This window comes from Priestia sp. LL-8 (assembly GCF_036227845.1).
Taxonomy (GTDB): Bacteria; Bacillota; Bacilli; order Bacillales; family Bacillaceae_H; genus Priestia; species Priestia zanthoxyli.
In genome coordinates this window covers 3,341,629-3,357,805 of the sequence record NZ_JAZAQH010000001.1, presented here as the reverse complement: position 1 = coordinate 3,357,805, position 16,177 = coordinate 3,341,629, and the positions used below count along the sequence as shown (strand labels likewise).

The 16,177-nt window shown below is 39.0% G+C and carries 17 protein-coding genes; 11 read left to right on the top strand and 6 right to left on the bottom strand.

Annotated features, from left to right (window positions below; genetic code table 11):
- Positions 1-253: 253 nt before the first annotated feature.
- From U9R83_RS17380 to U9R83_RS17370, 3 genes are all read left to right on the top strand, one after another.
- Positions 254-1,582 (top strand): SH3 domain-containing protein, encoded by a 1,329-nt coding sequence (locus U9R83_RS17380; protein ID WP_208733100.1) that lies wholly within the window; start codon positions 254-256, stop codon positions 1,580-1,582.
- Positions 1,583-1,859: 277 nt separating this feature from the next.
- A complete protein-coding gene (locus U9R83_RS17375; protein WP_182421671.1) occupies positions 1,860-3,503 on the top strand; it encodes a sensor domain-containing diguanylate cyclase in 1,644 nt (547 codons plus the stop codon).
- Positions 3,504-3,520: 17 nt separating this feature from the next.
- Positions 3,521-5,032, top strand: coding sequence for a methyl-accepting chemotaxis protein (locus U9R83_RS17370; protein WP_182421669.1), 1,512 nt, complete (start codon positions 3,521-3,523; stop codon positions 5,030-5,032).
- A gap of 200 nt (positions 5,033-5,232) precedes the next feature.
- Here U9R83_RS17370 and U9R83_RS17365 read toward each other — a convergent pair whose 3' ends face one another.
- Together U9R83_RS17365 and U9R83_RS17360 are read right to left on the bottom strand one after the other, a co-directional pair.
- Positions 5,233-5,739 carry a hypothetical protein gene (locus tag U9R83_RS17365; RefSeq protein ID WP_042992470.1) on the bottom strand — a complete coding sequence of 169 codons (507 nt, stop codon included), beginning with the start codon at positions 5,737-5,739 and terminating at the stop codon, positions 5,233-5,235.
- Positions 5,740-6,187: 448 nt separating this feature from the next.
- Entirely contained in the window at positions 6,188-6,400 is a 213-nt protein-coding gene (locus U9R83_RS17360; RefSeq protein ID WP_014459029.1) for a cold-shock protein, read from the bottom strand.
- A gap of 232 nt (positions 6,401-6,632) precedes the next feature.
- Between U9R83_RS17360 and U9R83_RS17355 the strand changes: the two genes are divergently transcribed.
- The 4 genes from U9R83_RS17355 (at position 6,633) to U9R83_RS17340 (ending at position 9,991) form a co-directional block, all read left to right on the top strand.
- The gene (locus tag U9R83_RS17355; RefSeq protein WP_014459030.1) at positions 6,633-7,502 is read left to right on the top strand and encodes an STAS domain-containing protein; all 870 of its coding nucleotides are present in this window, start codon (positions 6,633-6,635) and stop codon (positions 7,500-7,502) included.
- 135 nt (positions 7,503-7,637) lie between these two features.
- A complete protein-coding gene (locus U9R83_RS17350) occupies positions 7,638-7,772 on the top strand; it encodes a hypothetical protein (RefSeq protein WP_279401017.1) in 135 nt (44 codons plus the stop codon).
- A gap of 338 nt (positions 7,773-8,110) precedes the next feature.
- The gene (locus U9R83_RS17345; protein WP_014459031.1) at positions 8,111-9,268 is read left to right on the top strand and encodes a ParM/StbA family protein; all 1,158 of its coding nucleotides are present in this window, start codon (positions 8,111-8,113) and stop codon (positions 9,266-9,268) included.
- A 15-nt stretch (positions 9,269-9,283) separates the two neighbouring features.
- Entirely contained in the window at positions 9,284-9,991 is a 708-nt protein-coding gene (locus U9R83_RS17340; RefSeq protein ID WP_014459032.1) for a hypothetical protein, read from the top strand.
- 754 nt (positions 9,992-10,745) lie between these two features.
- Here the strand turns inward: U9R83_RS17340 and U9R83_RS17335 are convergent.
- The gene (locus U9R83_RS17335; RefSeq protein ID WP_014459034.1) at positions 10,746-11,273 is read right to left on the bottom strand and encodes a cupin domain-containing protein; all 528 of its coding nucleotides are present in this window, start codon (positions 11,271-11,273) and stop codon (positions 10,746-10,748) included.
- A gap of 277 nt (positions 11,274-11,550) precedes the next feature.
- Here U9R83_RS17335 and U9R83_RS17330 point away from each other — a divergent pair, with 277 nt between their 5' ends.
- The 3 genes from U9R83_RS17330 (at position 11,551) to U9R83_RS17320 (ending at position 12,796) form a co-directional block, all read left to right on the top strand.
- The gene (locus tag U9R83_RS17330; RefSeq protein ID WP_013058178.1) at positions 11,551-11,739 is read left to right on the top strand and encodes a hypothetical protein; all 189 of its coding nucleotides are present in this window, start codon (positions 11,551-11,553) and stop codon (positions 11,737-11,739) included.
- A gap of 242 nt (positions 11,740-11,981) precedes the next feature.
- Positions 11,982-12,158, top strand: coding sequence for an aspartyl-phosphate phosphatase Spo0E family protein (locus tag U9R83_RS17325; protein ID WP_223260221.1), 177 nt, complete (start codon positions 11,982-11,984; stop codon positions 12,156-12,158).
- Positions 12,159-12,406: 248 nt separating this feature from the next.
- Positions 12,407-12,796, top strand: coding sequence for a MerR family transcriptional regulator (locus tag U9R83_RS17320; RefSeq protein WP_014459036.1), 390 nt, complete (start codon positions 12,407-12,409; stop codon positions 12,794-12,796).
- Between the two features lie 80 nt (positions 12,797-12,876).
- On the opposite strand, the gene U9R83_RS17315 is transcribed toward U9R83_RS17320, so the two are convergent.
- Positions 12,877-13,938: an NAD(P)-dependent alcohol dehydrogenase gene (locus tag U9R83_RS17315; RefSeq protein ID WP_013058175.1), complete on the bottom strand. Its 1,062-nt coding sequence runs from the start codon at positions 13,936-13,938 to the stop codon at positions 12,877-12,879.
- A gap of 155 nt (positions 13,939-14,093) precedes the next feature.
- Entirely contained in the window at positions 14,094-14,354 is a 261-nt protein-coding gene (locus U9R83_RS17310; RefSeq protein WP_208733107.1) for an HPr family phosphocarrier protein, read from the bottom strand.
- Positions 14,355-14,620: 266 nt separating this feature from the next.
- Between U9R83_RS17310 and U9R83_RS17305 the strand changes: the two genes are divergently transcribed.
- Positions 14,621-15,352 (top strand): nucleotidyltransferase domain-containing protein, encoded by a 732-nt coding sequence (locus tag U9R83_RS17305; protein WP_243549632.1) that lies wholly within the window; start codon positions 14,621-14,623, stop codon positions 15,350-15,352.
- 68 nt (positions 15,353-15,420) lie between these two features.
- Here U9R83_RS17305 and U9R83_RS17300 read toward each other — a convergent pair whose 3' ends face one another.
- Positions 15,421-16,164 (bottom strand): SDR family NAD(P)-dependent oxidoreductase, encoded by a 744-nt coding sequence (locus U9R83_RS17300; RefSeq protein ID WP_243549630.1) that lies wholly within the window; start codon positions 16,162-16,164, stop codon positions 15,421-15,423.
- Between the last annotated feature and the right edge of the window lie 13 nt (positions 16,165-16,177).

The window sequence follows — 16,177 nt, the reverse complement described above, 5'->3', positions numbered from 1 at the left end:
ATTCTATTTTTGTTGAAAATGTATCAGTTTGGAAACAAGTTTGAAATATTTTGATATACTTTTGACACGATTATCCTGTATTCTAAAAGTACGTGCTAGCTGGAACGAAGTAATGGTAAGCCTCTAGACGTCGAATAATTTTACTTAATGTTGTTTAGTTAAGGTTGAGCTTAAACATCGGATCCTGTTTTCACTTAACCTATTAAACTAGCAGCATATATTTCTATTATATTTTGCAAATGAGGTATAAAAAATGACAGAAGTGAACAAACAAAGATTTTACAAAAAATTAGCGGTAACAGGTCTTGCTTTTACACTTGTAGGGGCAGGAACTCTAGGTCTTCATTCTTTACATTTTACGGGTGAGCCAACTGTCGCAAGCGCAGCGGCGGAAACATATACAACAACGGCGAATTTAAACATTCGAAGCGGCCCATCGACGTCCAACGCGATTATTGCAACGGTTAAACAAGGCACGCAGCTAACGGTAATTGGACAAGCAGCAAGCGGTTGGCTGAAAGTAAGCTATCAAGGCAAAACGGGCTATGTAAGCAGTGAGTATGTTAAAAAGTCAGCGAGTTCAACGACCAAAACCTATGTAACAACGGCAAATTTAAATATTCGAAGCGGTCCATCTACGTCAAGCGCGATTGTTTTAACGGTCAAACAAGGCACGCAGCTAACGTCGACAGAACAAGCAGCGAACGGCTGGCTAAAAGTAAGCTATCAAGGCAAAACGGGCTATGTGAGCACGCAGTACGTAAAGGAATCAACGGGTTCTTCTGAACCGGCTCCAGCTCCAGCAGCTTCTGTCTATGTGGCAACGGCGAATTTAAATGTTCGAACAACTGCTTCAACTTCTGGTGCGGTTATGGCAACACTTAAAGCCGGCACACAGCTCGACGTAACGGCTAAAGCAGCAAACGGCTGGCTGAAAATTACGTATCAAGGTAAGGTTGGTTATGTAAGCGGTCAATACGTACGAGCATTAGCTGGCATGAAAGTGGTTTCGAACCCTGAAAGTATACAAGTTGTTGTGAATAAACAAAACAAGCTTCCGGAAAACTACGTTCCGAAAGATTTAGTATATACAACGATTCCATTTACATTCAAAGAACAAACGGAAAAGAAAAAAATGCGCAGTGAAGCAGCCGCTGCTATTGCACAGTTATTTGCGGGTGCGAAAAAACAAGGCGTTACGCTTCTTGGCGTATCAGCTTACCGTTCACATGCAACGCAAAGCGCGCTTTTTAGTTCGTATGTTCAACGAGACGGTTATGATAAAGCGGCAACTTATAGCGCACTGCCAGGCACGAGTGAACATGAAACGGGTCTTGGAATTGATGTAACAAAAGGAGACGGCACATGTGCTGCTCAAGACTGCTTTGGCGGAACAAAAGAAGCAGCTTGGCTCGATGCCCACGCAGCAGAATACGGATTTATTATTCGTTATCCAAAAGGGAAAGATGCGGTAACCGGCTATAAATATGAGCCGTGGCATTTGCGATATGTAGGCAAGCCAGTGGCGCAGGCGATTAAGAGTAAAGGCATTACGCTTGAAGAGTATTACGGAATTAAGTGATTTTTAAAAAAGAGGCTAAAATAACAGTAGCTTAGTTGAAGGAAGATCCGAACGCGTTTGATTCTTGATTTAGAATCAAATGAGTTCGGATCTCTTTTATTTTTGTTCATCATGTTTACCCTTCTTGTGAAGGAGGGTAGGTAATGATACAAAAGAACTACTGTTTGTACATTTAAAGTTGTGTTTGTGTGTGAAAAGATCTAGTGTATATTTCATACAGAAGTGTAAAGTACAGGGGGCGTTCATCTGTGAAAAAACGAAGGAGATGCATCCTACCATGTTGAAAAATCATATGTTTGAATTTTATTTTGATCAAATGAATGAGCTGGTTTTTTTAGCGGAAGTAAAGAACCAACATCTTTATTATAAAAAAATGAATAAAGCGGCTGCTAAGCTTGTACGGTGCCAAGGAGAAGCGGGCATGCGGCTAAAAAGCGTACTCCCTGAGCGGGCGTATCACTCCCTTTACCCTTACTATATGAAAGCGATGGAAACAAAAAAGCCAGTTACCTACCATGACATAAATATCTTCTCAGATGAAGCTGAAGCGTTTGAAACAACGCTTACCCCAATTTTTGATGATACCGACAATAGTACGCACCTATTAGTGATGAGTAAAAATATCCAGAAGTTAAAAAAAGAATTAGCTCAAACCATGGAGCAGTATAAGTCGCTTTTTATGAACCATGAAAACGCCATATGTATGATGAATTTAAGCGGTAAAATTGTTCAAGCAAATCCTGCCTGTGAGCAAATGTTCGGCTACGGTGCGCAGGATATCATCAACAGTTCTTACATGCAGCTGCTAGAAGAACTGAAGATTGATGTGCGTGCTTTGCCTCTGCATCACATCATATACGACCAAAGCTACAGTAAAGAAATCCAAGCGTGGCACAAAGAAAAAGGAATGATTTATTTATATGTTACAAACGTGCCCATCATAGTGGAAAATGAATGGATTGGTATTTACTTGATTGCTCAGGACGTTACAAAGGAAAAGGTAGCTGAAATAAAGTTGGAAAACACGGTGAAAGATTTAGCAAACATGAAGTATGCCCTTGATGAGTCCGCTATTGTGAGCGTCCTAGATCCATATGGAACGATTAGGTATGTCAATGATATGTTCTGTACGATATTTGGCTATGAAAAAGAAGAGCTAATTGGACAATCATACGAGTTATTTAATGTAAGCTATGATCTTCGGGTTCTTGAAAGTATTGGACAAGGAAAGGTTTGGAGAGGGCAAGTCAAAAGCATAACAAAAGAAGGCGTCATCGTGTGGAGCCATAAGACCATTGTTCCGCTGACAGATATTCATCATCGCATCTCAAGCTACGTGCTGATTCAAACCGATATTACTGCGCAAAAAAAATTAGAAAATCAGCTGAAGTTTAAGGCATTTCATGACAGTTTGACGGGGGTGCCGAATCGAATGATGCTGCAAAAACAAGTGCAGGCTGCGATCGAACAAAAAGAAAGATTTGGCCTGCTGTTTTTAGACTGTGATAATTTTAAAGAAGTGAACGATCAATTTGGTCATGATATCGGCGATGCATTTTTAATTCAGTACGCGCATCGTTTAACGTCTTGCATTCGCACATGTGACGAAGTGTATCGCCTTGGAGGCGATGAATTTGTTATCTTGCTTCGGCAGATTGAAAGGAGCGAGGAAATACAGCAGATTATGGAACGAATTCACCGAGAGCTTCAAAAAGAATGGAGTATTGAATCCTGCACCTTTACAGCTACATCGACAATTGGAGCCGCTTATTATCCAGAAAACGGAGAATCGTTTCAAGAGCTGTTAAAACAGGCGGATCAAGCGCTGTACGAAGGAAAACGACAGGGGAAAAATAACGTGAATTTCTATAAAAAAAACCAATCTGTAGCCGATTCTATAGATGAAGAAAGTATTGTCTAATATAGAAAGGGATAAATATGAATAAAGATAAATTAATGGTTGTTTTATCAAGCGGAGCAGTGATACTTTCTCTGCTCATACATATCATTCATGGTATTTGGCCGATGGGTATGTCCGGCATGTCCATGGAACATAATTCAACGCCAGGCGAAGTGTCATCGATCTTTTTGATGCTTCCTATTCTTTTTCTTGGTGTGCTGCTTGTGCTGTACGTTAAAAAGCATGAGCTAGTACCTGCGTTTGTGACGCTAACGCTGACGTTTTCAAGTATCAGCACGGTGGTAGGCGGAGGAGGAATGGTTGAGTATCACTTTTCAATTTTTATGGTGATAGCCATTCTTTCCTACTATGAAAATGTAAAGCTGTTATTGTTAATGACGGGTATTTTTGTCGTCGAGCATCTAGCTGGATTTTTCGTGCCATTTTTTACACCGATTATTTTCGGAACGTCTTCTTATTCTTTTTCGATGCTTTGCCTTCACGCGGCTTATCTGCTTTTTACATCAGGGGCAACCGCTTGGCAAATTACTTCCAAGAAAAAATACACAGAACAGCTTCAGCAGGAAAATGAACAAAAGCAGCACATCATTTATGACATGATGAAAAAGCTGCATGAAACGAATGGGCAGGTAAGACAGACGGTTGAAGACTTAAAGGGGAACTTAGAAGAATCGCAAGCGGCTAGTCATCATACAACGTCTTCAATGCAAGAGCTAGCCGCAGGAGCTGAGCAGCAGGTAATAATGGCTCAAAAAAGCAGTGAGTTTCTAGAAGAGATGACGCAAGGCGTAACCAAAATAGCCGAGGCTTCAGCAGCAGTCAGCGAAGCTTCTGATCAAACAGCAAATGAAGCGGTTCAGGGAAAAGAAAAAATTCAAGAAGCAATTCAACAAATTCATACAATCGATTCTTCTGTTCAGCATGCAGCTAGCGTTATTCATCAGTTAAAAGAACGTTCTGCGGAAATCAACGATATTATGAGTGTGATTTCAGGTATTGCTGCACAAACAAATCTACTGGCGCTAAATGCTGCAATTGAAGCAGCGCGCGCAGGCGAACATGGTAAAGGGTTTGCGGTCGTAGCATCGGAAGTTCGCAAACTTGCAGAACAATCCAATCAGTCAGCCGAACAAGTAGCAAGGCTCATTCAGCATATTCAGCAAGAAACGTCTCAAGCCGTAGCCCTCATTCAATCAGGAACAGCCGATGTGAAAAATGGTATTTTACTAGCCAACGAAGCGGAAAATGTTTTTAATCGAATCGCCAACGCATCTACGTACGTTCACGAACAAATTCAGCAAACGGCTGCTTCCGCACAGCAAATAGCAGCCGGATCTACGCAGGTGCTCCATGCCGTCAGCGATATGACCGCTTTTGCCAACCAATCGGCTGTAAGCAGCAGCAGCATTTCTTCTGCTTCCGTGCATCAGCTGCAATCGCTGCAGATCATTGACCAGACGGCGGAATTTTTAAGTGGGTTAGTTGAAGAGCTTGGCAGCGTAACGGAAAAGTTAGCGAAGCAAGCGTGAGTGAGGTAGCAGACTACATAGAAGTACATGATTTTATACACTGGATTCATGTTATAAATCTGGTAAAGAATTATGTACATACAAACATTTAAAAATTTTCTACGAACCTTTAAACCACTAACGTTCATATCAATCCCCTCCTTTAGAGAAATGAAGCGATCTAAAAAGAGGGGATTGATGCTTTTGTCTAAAAGCTAGTGTTAGTTATTTGTTGGAGAAGGAAATCTCGCTGCTTCAAAATGTGAGCCATCTTCGGATGTGACGATTGTACCAGCTATACTGCTTTGAACAAAAACTTCAACGCGATCTCCAGCTTCTAAATTATAAATAGTAGACACGGATACCGCATTAACAAACGGTGTGTTCCCGCCAAAGAAATCGTTATCGATAGCGATAGCGGTTGTCCCATTTACACGTATTTCTATACGAGTTCTATAATCTAGCATCTGGTCGTTAGGAGAGAATCCAATTGTAGCAATGATGGAATATACGCCATCTTTTTTGGGGCGGAAGGTAGAAGTAATCGGGTTATATTCATTTGCTAAATCAAATTGTTCAGTTGGGAAAACTGCTTTTACAAACGTATTTGCAGGAACATTTTGAGGCATCGTTAAATTGAGCGCTCTAAATGCTGACTCCCGCGCGCTTCCTTTTTTGTCTTTATCTTCTTTATATTTAGAAGCCCAATCATGTGATTCCTCATAGATGTCTTCTGCGCGTCCATAAGTCCAAACCTGTGATTCTTCAGAGCTAGCTTCTTCGTGACCATAAGCCCAGCCGCGTGCTTCCTCAGGGGCGTCTTCTTGAAGCTGCTCTTTCTTATTGTTAAGGGAAGCTTTCTTCTTGTAAGGATAAGATTTTTCTACATAATATTTATCATCGTTATCATTGTAATGGAAATAATACTTTTTTATAATAATCATCCTTTCTTTGCAGTACTCTATACTGTATTCACTCATAGAGGAAATGTTTGGATACTTGTCTGATAACTTTAGAACTGTTTTTTAAATAGCTAATAGTAACTAATTTTGAATGTAGAATTATTTGCATCATATAAAAAAACACCTCGTTTGAACAAAAGTCGAAGAGGTGTTTTTATTCGAAGGGTATTTGATTCGAGAGTCTACCGATAACCTGTATGTAAATGTCACTCTATCAGTCAACTGGGTGTACTTTTATAGCGCTGGGTCCTTTAGCTCCTTCTTGGATTTCAAATTCTACTTTTTGTCCTTCTGACAGGTTTTTATATTCCTCATGGTCGATCGCATTGGAGTGAACGAACACTTCTTTTGATCCGTCCTCGGGTGTGATAGATCCAGATCCTTTTGATTGGTTGAACGATTTAACGGTTCCTTTATGTTTGCTCATTGAAAAATCCCCCTTATAAGTATAGAAATAAATTCATAGTAGTTTTTACCCCAACGCTGAAATTTCAATCATGTTTATGGTAGGCATACCGATTAGAAGAGTAGGGATAAAAGCAAATAGGTAGGGCTTAACAATTTTTTCATTTCGGTTATATTTTTATATTGTCTGTGACATAACTATTGTTATAAAATGTAATCGTTAATTCTGCTAACTAAAGGAGATAAAGAAAAAAATGAGGGATGAGTTGTTATATATAGGGAAGAAAATTATCAATAATAAACAGGAATTAGCGATGCAATTTTCTGATCTGATGGACTCTGAATATAAGCGGAAGCTTGTTTACCACGAAGAAAGCGAAGTTTTAAGATGGAGAGCAGAACTCATTGAGTATTTAGGCGAGTCGTTATTCGAAGAACACTCGGTCATTTTAAAGAAAATCGTTCAGTGGGGTACAGATATAGGAAAAGTGGCTGTGGAAAACGGACTTTCTTTGAGGCAAACGTTAAAATCACTCGCGCTGTTTCGAACAGTGATATGGGGCGTTTTTACAGAAGAGCTGCAGCAGAAGCAGTTTGCTCCTATTACGATGCTTGATGTAAGTAAAAAAATTGATCCGATGCTTGATGAGCTTAATCATATATTTGTCGAAATCTATGAAGAACATAATACCGAAACCATAAAACGAGCTTATGCAGCGCTAGAAGAATTATCAGTTCCCATCGTTCCTCTTTCTGAAGGAATCGCTGTGATGCCAATCGTTGGACAAATTGATACGCATCGTTCGCAGCTTATTATGGAAACGGCTTTAGAAAAAAGCGCTCAGCTGCAGCTGAGTTATTTAATATTTGATATTTCAGGTGTTCTTATCGTCGATACGATGGTAGCGGACAATATTTTTCAAATTGTAAAAGCCTTACAGCTTATCGGCACTAAAACGATGATTACCGGAATACGTCCGGAAATCGCGCAAACCGTTGTTGATTTAGGCGTCGATTTTGGAACAATCAAAACAAGAGCAACGCTAGAAAAAGGTCTTGAAGAAATAGGCTTCAGTAAACTGCCAGAAAATCCGCAAAGAAAAAAAGACAAATGGCGTTATTAATAAATAAAAAAGCCTAGAGGCTGGGACAAAAATATTTTAGTTGACGTTAAATCCGAACTATTAATCTAATTGATGGTTCGGGTTTTTTGTTGTTATGGTGAACGTAGGTTTCATGTATGTAACTGCTTCTAGCTGGTGATTGGAGGGCAAGACGAAGACTCCTGCGGGAAAAGCGGAACAGGTGAGACCCCGCAGGAGCATAGGCGACGAGAAGGCTCACCGGCCGCCCGCGGAAAGCGAAGTCCTGCACGGAAATCACCAGCGGTGTAAAAAGCAGTCCAACTCATTTATCTCATTTGTTCGTCTTTCGATTGGGTTGATTTAATTATGTTTCCATCTCTTAGTTTTCTCGTGTCTCTAAAAAATAAAAGAAAGGCTTATATTACGAAAAATTTAAGGGGAAGTCACAGCGTCACATGTTACATTCCTTGTAAAAATGGGTACTGGTAAAAAGAAGCATTTCAAGCCCTTTTCAATTACATTGGCCGTCTAAAATTAATTAATTGTCAATTTCGAATAACATAAATTATTTAAATACTTAGACAAACAAATGAGGAAAATATATACTTATTAGTGTTGTCACGAAAAGATAAAGGGGAGAAACAAGGATGGATATCAAACGTCAAAACGTTGATTTTGGTAACTCAATTTTTCAAACGCTAGTGGATGGTTATTACTATGAAATTCCTACAAACGTAGTAGAAATCACAAAAGATCAGGCAGAGGGTCATTTTCCTTCAAGTGTAAATGAACCGGAATTACTTCTTCAAAATTTACTGATTTCTACCGCAATTGAAGGAGTAGAAAAGTATTATTTAGTAGGAGACGCTGCAGAGAAACATGTGCTAGGCAATATCCATATTAATAAGTTACATAATAAAACTGAATCTGATATTCCTTATGTGATGTTTTTAGCTTCAGTTGCTTATTACAACATACTTAAAGGAAAAGACAAAGAGGATAATCATGTGACGATTAATTATTTCTCGACTATGCTTCCGATTTGGCTGCTTAAGAAAACAAATAAATTCAGTGAAATGCAGCAGAAGATGGCCGAACGTTTTCAAGGAGAGCATACGGTTACGGTATTGACTCCTGGGTTAGAAAAAACGGTCACTGTGAACATTGAAACGAGCAAATGCCGTATTGAAAGCGAAGTGGCTCGCTGGGCGATCAAAAAAGATTTTGAATTACAAGATAGAGAAGAAGCAAATGCATTCAAACATTTTGAAACATTGATTGTAGATTTGGGCGGAGGTACGGTTGACCTGGCACTGCTTCCTGCAGGACTTCAAGCTCCTAAAAGCAGAAATTCGTTGAAGTGTCTTACGGATATTTCATATTTGAAGCATATTGAAAAGCTAAGAAATGAAAAGCTGCTTGAGTATTTTGAAGATGTTCGTTCATTAGAAGAATTTATTATTGCCAATATCCATAAAGCAAAAATGGAGCAAAGAGACGGCAACAGCGGGAAAAAAGTAGATCTCACGGAGCCTATTCACGCTTCGCTTAGAGAATACACGCAAATTTTATTAACGAAAGTTGAAAATCTATTTCCATCGCCAAAAGATAAAGTCTATAAATATATTTATATTGGAGGACTAGCTCCTATCCTTCAACAGTTTATTGCAGAGCAGATTGATAACATGTACGGGGAAGAGATCAGAGAAGAAAACCATCTTTTCTTGCCGGAGACACGCAAATTAAATTTATACGGTCTTGAAATTTTAAGCAGACATGAAACAAACGCAGCGGTTCACGTTTAAAAAGGGGGAGCATACATGAGTCATCAAAACACTCGCCTTAAGGAAGCATTAGACGATTGGTACGGTCAGCTAAGCTCCCAAATGGCTGCACCGTTTTACTTACTATCAAATGCGTTTCTGACAGCTGGCAATCTATCAGCAGATATGATGGGAGCAAGGGAAAAGACCGCAAGTAATAGAGATGAACGTGCAAATTTAACAATCGAAACTGCTAACATTCCATCAGAAGTGTCTTCATTTCTGAAAGAAAAACAGCAGGCAAACGAGCTTCAGGACTATATAGTAGGACTCATACAGCAAGACTTGCAAAAAACGAGTAAAGAAGAGGATATAGAAACGCTCGTTCATTCACTTCGAAAAGAGCTGTTGGGCGAAATTGACTTACTAAAAAAAGAAATGAATTCACGTCTTGCTGCAAATCGTGAGGAGTATGAGTCCAAGCAGGCAAATGAACTTCAAGATTATGTAGCGAAGCTTGTAGAACAAAACGGGAAGAAAGACAGCCGTGAAGAAGATTTTCAATCGTTAGTCCATTCATTAAGAGCGGAGCTGTTAGGCGAAATTCATTTGCTTAAAAAAGAGCTAGGCTCTGCGTCAGCTCCTTCTTATAAGCAGCTGAAACCCGTTAAAAATGAGGAAGAAGAAACATTTAAAGAAGGTCAATTAATTAAAAGTGAAAAAGTGACCGGAACCATTCAAGAAGATATCGATGTAGATTTCTAAACAGAAAGTAGAGGCGTGATATGCCTCTACTTTTATTATTTTTCAATTTAAAATGAGGCTGGGGCAAAAGTATTTTTGCTAAAGGAAGATCCGAACGAGTTTGATTCTTGATTGTGAATCCAACTTGTTCGGTTTTTTATTGATATGCTGAATGTAGGTTTCATGTGTTTAAATGCTTCTAGCTGTTGATTGGAGCGCAAGCGACGAGGAGGCTCATCGTCCGCCCCCGGAAAGCGAAGCCTCGCACGGAAATTAACAGCGGTCCAATGTAAAGGCTTTAGCGTATAAATCATAAATCTTTTTTGTTTCTTTTTAGCTTTTTTCGAAAATATAAGCAAATATCAAATGTAACGATGGTACAAATACTGCATTTTATCATAAACCAAAATAACGATTCGTTTATGCCAAATCCGCCAATCGAAGCTTTTAGTTCATTTAGCTGCCTGAGAATTAAATTTATGTCGTTTTCATAGGCCACAGTAAAAGATTTAATCACAAGCATGGTCATAATGACTGCTTCTACAGATATATATAGAATTTTTCTTGCTAATTTAAGAGAAGGATTTACGTTTGATTTGGGAATTTTATAAAATAATTTCATCGCCTGTTTGCCTTTCAGTTATTTTAAGCTGTTTAAAAAGATTAGTTTATTCTATAATTCTTTCCTTGGCTATAAAATCCTGTATGTATAGCAAGTTTAAAAAAAGCCCGCTAGAAAAGGTAGTACACCGATTTTCTAGCGAGCTTATGTTAGTTAATGTTCTTCAGCTAAGGCATTTGCTTTTGTCACATGAACTGTGCCAAACGGATGGTTTGGAGGAGCGTAGATGGAGTAAAGCTTTAGAGGAGTGGTACCCGTATTAGTGAGATCATGCCACGTTCCGGCAGGGATAAATATCGCATCATCATCGTAGACTTTTCGTTTAAAGGTTAGGTTGTTTTTACTTTTGCCCATTTGAACAACGCCTTGCCCTTGTTCAATGCGCAGGAATTGATCAACGTTAGGGTGGATTTCTAAGCCGATATCTTCACCGGGCTTGAGACTCATTAGCGTCACTTGTAAATGTGTTCCCGTCCATAACGCAGTGCGGTACGTATTGTTTTGCTTTGACGCTTCATTAATGTTAATAACAAAAGGTCTTGGTCCGTAGTCCTTTAATTTACCGTTTCTTTGCTGAAATTGTTCGCTGGTGTGATAGTGATTCGGCGCATAATAACTATATGGCTGCCAGCCGTAATACACTGGAGTCTGCCACTGATGGTAATAAGGTGTATAGTGCATACTCATTCTCCTTTTCTCGTTTCATTTTTCTTTTCATCCTATGCTTTTGTCAAAACGGTTGATACCATTTGCCTTTTTGTCCGCGGTCTTTATCCGCTTATTTTTTGCTGAAATCATTTGATTAATGATTTATCTGAGCTCCTTGCCTGTTTTTTCGGTGGTTAAAAAATACTTTCATCACTTTAATACGATAATTCATTAAAAAAATATATCGTATGAAAACGTTTTATTTGATATAATTTTAGAAGATGAAAATTATTTTAAAGGGTGACGTTCATTGAAAGAAAAAAAACTTCAAGAATTAACTGAACATCTTAATAATTTATTCAACAATTTAATTCATGGATCTATCACAGAAGGTGAATTTAATGAGCTGTCCGAAGAGCTTTACAGAAAGCAAACTAGGCTGCGCTATGAGATAGAGTGTGAGAAAGGTTCGTATTATAGAGAATATTTTAGAGGCTAAGGCTTTGTATTAGACTGCTTTATAAGAAATAAGAAAAGACCTCTACTTAGGAGGCCTTTTCTTAACTTCTAGTAGAAAGTGGAGTGATACTTTCTATTTCAATAAGTATATTAGTATATTTACTTCATAAAAAATACAACTGTTGAAGCTCTAAAACTCGCTATTCACCCCCAAAAACCTGTATGATAGGTTTAAGATTACCGCATATGAGATATATGTATAGTAAAAAGGGGTGATGAGCTGTGAAGTGGTATAAAGGAGTTGTCATGCAAGTCTTAATGACAGAAATCGAAACAGCAAGAGAGCACATGGTTATGTTAGGACTTACAGAAGGTCTTACAAGTCGTAATACAGTTCGAATCAGTCAAACCCTTGATTATTTATTAAATGAACTAAGTAAAGTGATGGCCGCAGATTAATCGTATTTTATATAAAAATGAAAAGAGCTGCTGACTTCACGGCAGCTCTTTATAAGTTGCCTTAACGTTTACTTTAATGTTTATGATACTATTTATACAGTTACCTCATAGCAAAGAAAATAGCGGATTCGATTATATATATCGTATAGTAGAAACCTAGAAAATGAGTTGAAAGCACCCGTGAAAAGGGAAGCTTAGATACATAAAGCAAACGCCGTACTAAGAATGGCGATGGAGGGTATAGTGGAATGGAATATCATATTAAAGAGGCCGCTGCAAAGGTAGGGCTGCCTACGCATACGCTTCGATACTACGAACAGCAAGGGCTTTTGCCTTTTATAAAAAGAGATGAAAACGGAAATCGGATTTTTAGCGAGTCCGATATCGAGTGGCTGGAATTTATTATTTGCTTGCGAAAAACAGACATCTCTCTTTTAGAATTACGTAAAATTGTTGAATTAACACAAGAAGGTGATGATACAATCGGTTTGCGCAAGCAGATATTTGAAAAGCATAAAGAGAAAATGATGGAAAAACAAAGAGAGCTGGACGCAGCTTTTAGAAAAGTGGAAACAAAAATTGAGTACTATGATAAATTAGAGCAAAAGTATCAAGAAGAGCTTTCATCTAAAGCTTAATTTAACATTTGTTTTTCTTATTTTATAAAGAAATAAAAAACAGGCAGCTAATTGAATTAGCTGCCTGTTTTTTTTACAACTTACAGTGTAGAAATGTCAATAACAAATCGATAGCGAACGTCGCTGCGAAGAACGCGCTCGTACGCTTCATCTACTTGATTTGCATCGATAACTTCAATCATAGGAGCAACGCCGTGTTCAGCCGCAAAATCAAGCATTTCTTGTGTTTCACGAATGCCGCCTACAAGTGAACCCGCAATGCTGCGACGTCCCATGATAAGGGAGAATACGCTGTATTGATCTGGGTTAGCCGGTGCACCAACGTTAACAAGCGTTCCATCTACGCGAAGTAATGATAAGTATTGATCCACGTTCAGGTTAGCCGATACCGTGTTTAAGATAAGGTCAAAGCGACCTGCTAGTTCAGTAAATGTCGTCTCATCACTTGTTGCAAAATAATGATCCGCACCAAAGCTTAGCGCTTCTTCTTTTTTATTGTTAGAACGGCTCAATACCGTCACTTCAGCACCCATTGCATGTGCAAATTGAATCGCTACATGTCCAAGACCGCCCATTCCTACAATGGCAACTTTTTTACCAGGGCCAGCATTCCAGTGCTTTAACGGAGAAAATGTTGTAATCCCTGCACATAGAAGAGGACTTGCTGCATCCATACTTAAATTATCAGGAATACGAACAACGAATCCTTCTTTTACGACGATTTTTTGGCTGTAGCCGCCGTATGTACGGTTTCCGTCGTAATCCAATGAGTTATACGTTTGAACAACGCCTTTTGTACAGTATTGCTCGTCACCGTTCACACAGTACTCGCACTCTCCGCAAGAGTCAACGAAACATCCAACGCCAACGCGATCGCCAACCTTGTATTTTGTTACGTTTTCTCCAACCGCTTCAACTACTCCTGCGATTTCGTGACCAGGAACCATCGGGAACATCCCGCCGCCCCACTCATCAAATGCACTATGAATATCAGAGTGACAAATACCGCTAAACTTAATATCAATTAAAACGTCGTCTGCTCGCAGTTCTCTGCGTTCGATTGTCGTGTTCTCGAATTTTGCCTTTGCATGCGGCGCACTTAAAACACGTGATGTTGTTGTATGTTGATGATTATTACACATAAGTAAAAACACAATCCTTTCGTCGTTTGATGTATTTAAAAACTACAATACTAGCTTAAACGTTAAAGTCGACTTTAAAGCAAGACCTTTTTGAAAAAAATTTTCTTTCTATGACTTTATGAAAAAAGGAAAGGAAGGAATAGCATGGCAGCTTTCTATCTATGTTTAGTTAAAAGAAATTCTTCAAGGGTGCGAGCGGCAGCTTGTTCATCAACTCCATTTGTCAGCAGTGTTATTTCATCTCCTTTCTTAACAGCCAAAGCCATTACCTTCATGATGCTTTTTCCACTTACACATTTTCCACGTTTCGCAAGAAGAATATCACTTTGAAACGAACACGCTTCGCGTACAAACAAAGCTGTATGTCTAGCTAGAAGTCCACCGGAAAGTTGCACCGTCATTCTTTTAATCAGCATTGTATTTCCCCTTTTTTGTATTTTAAAAACTATAAAACTAGCTTAAACGTTAAAGTATACTTTAAGGCAAGGGAGGATTTGGATAAAAAGAGTCATTTATGAATGTATGGGGAGCAGCAATCGTTTCTACTAGTCATTTAAATGACGGTAACAAAAAGAAAATACGGTAGACATGTTCAGAAAGGTTAAATAAGAACTTATTGTTAAAGGAATTTCCACTCCCTAACCAGAAAAACAATATAGATATCATTTTCTGGAGGAATACGATGAAAGAGCTAAAAAGGTTAGAACCGCTGCAAGCAGCTACACAATTTATTTCTAAGCATTATCCTAATTGTCAAGGCGCATTACTCGCCGGAAGCGTGGTGAGAGGCGAAGCTACCCATACGTCTGACCTTGATCTTGTTATTTTTGATGATAGTTTTACTTCTTCTTTTAGAGAATCACTCATTGAATTTGGATGGGCCATTGAAGTTTTTGCTCATAACCTGGCTTCATACCAAGCTTTTTTTAAAAGCGACTGTAAGAGGGCTAGACCATCACTGCCGAGAATGATTTCCGAGGGAATTATTTTAGTAGATAGTGGGGTTGTCCAGTCTATAAAAAAAGAAGCAACACAATTACTGGAAAAAGGCCCGGAAAAATGGTCGGAAGAGACGATTAGCTTAAAAAGATATTTTATAAGTGATGCCTTGGATGATTTAATCGGTTCTTCAAATACAGGTGAAGCACTTTTTATTGCCAACACGCTCGCTTACATAACGCACGAATTTGTTTTAAGAACAAAGGGGCATTGGATTGGGGATTCTAAATGGATGGTCCGATCTTTAAATGACTATAATGAACGCTTTAGTAAAGAGTTTGTGGAGGCATTCGATACCTTTTATAAAACAGGGAGCAAAGATAAAGTGATTCAACTGGTTGATAAAGTATTAGCACCACATGGAGGCCGGCTGTTTGAAGGGTTTTCACTGGGGAAAGAGAGTTTGGATCAGTAGCCTTGTTAGAACCCCACTATTAATTCTTGCTAGTAGTGGGGTTTATTTTTAGGGATATTCACGTATGCTTAAAGAGTTTGTCCGTTATCAATCGTAAATACTTGGCCCGTCACGGACTCTTGTTTTAACTGAAACAAGATGGCATCTGCGATATCTTCAGGAGAGGAAATGCGCTGAAGAGGCAGATTTCCTGCAAGCTGATACATTTTATCTTCGTTGCCAGACCACCACCTTGTGTCGACTGCACCAGGAGAGATGCAGTTTACGCGAATATGTGGTGCCAGTGCAATCGCTAACGATTTCGTCATCGTATGAATTGCTGCTTTTGTCGCTGCATAGGGAATAGACGAGCCGATCCCAGTTGTGCCCGCAACACTTCCTACATTAACAATCGCTCCCGACGTTTGCTTTTTCATATATGGAACAGCTGCTTTTACACAGTGAAACATGCCTTTAACGTTTACATCATATAAAGAGTCCCATACGTCATCCGTTGCAGACTCTAAGTCATGCATCGGAATTTGAGCGGTAATACTAGCGTTATTCACTAAACCATCTAATCGTCCAAATTGTGCAATGGTTTGATGAATCATTTCACTCACTTCGTGCTCGTTGGCTACATTCGCTTTAAAAGCGAATGCCATACTTCCTTTTTCTACAATTTCCTCCACAACTTTTTTGGCTTCTTTTTCTGAGTTGCTGTAGTTTATCACAAGTTTTGCGCCCATGTCAGCTAACTTTAAAGCCGTTGCTTTACCTACGCCAGTACCGCCGCCGGTAATAATAAATACTTTATTTTTAAAATCATTCATTTCTTTAAACCTT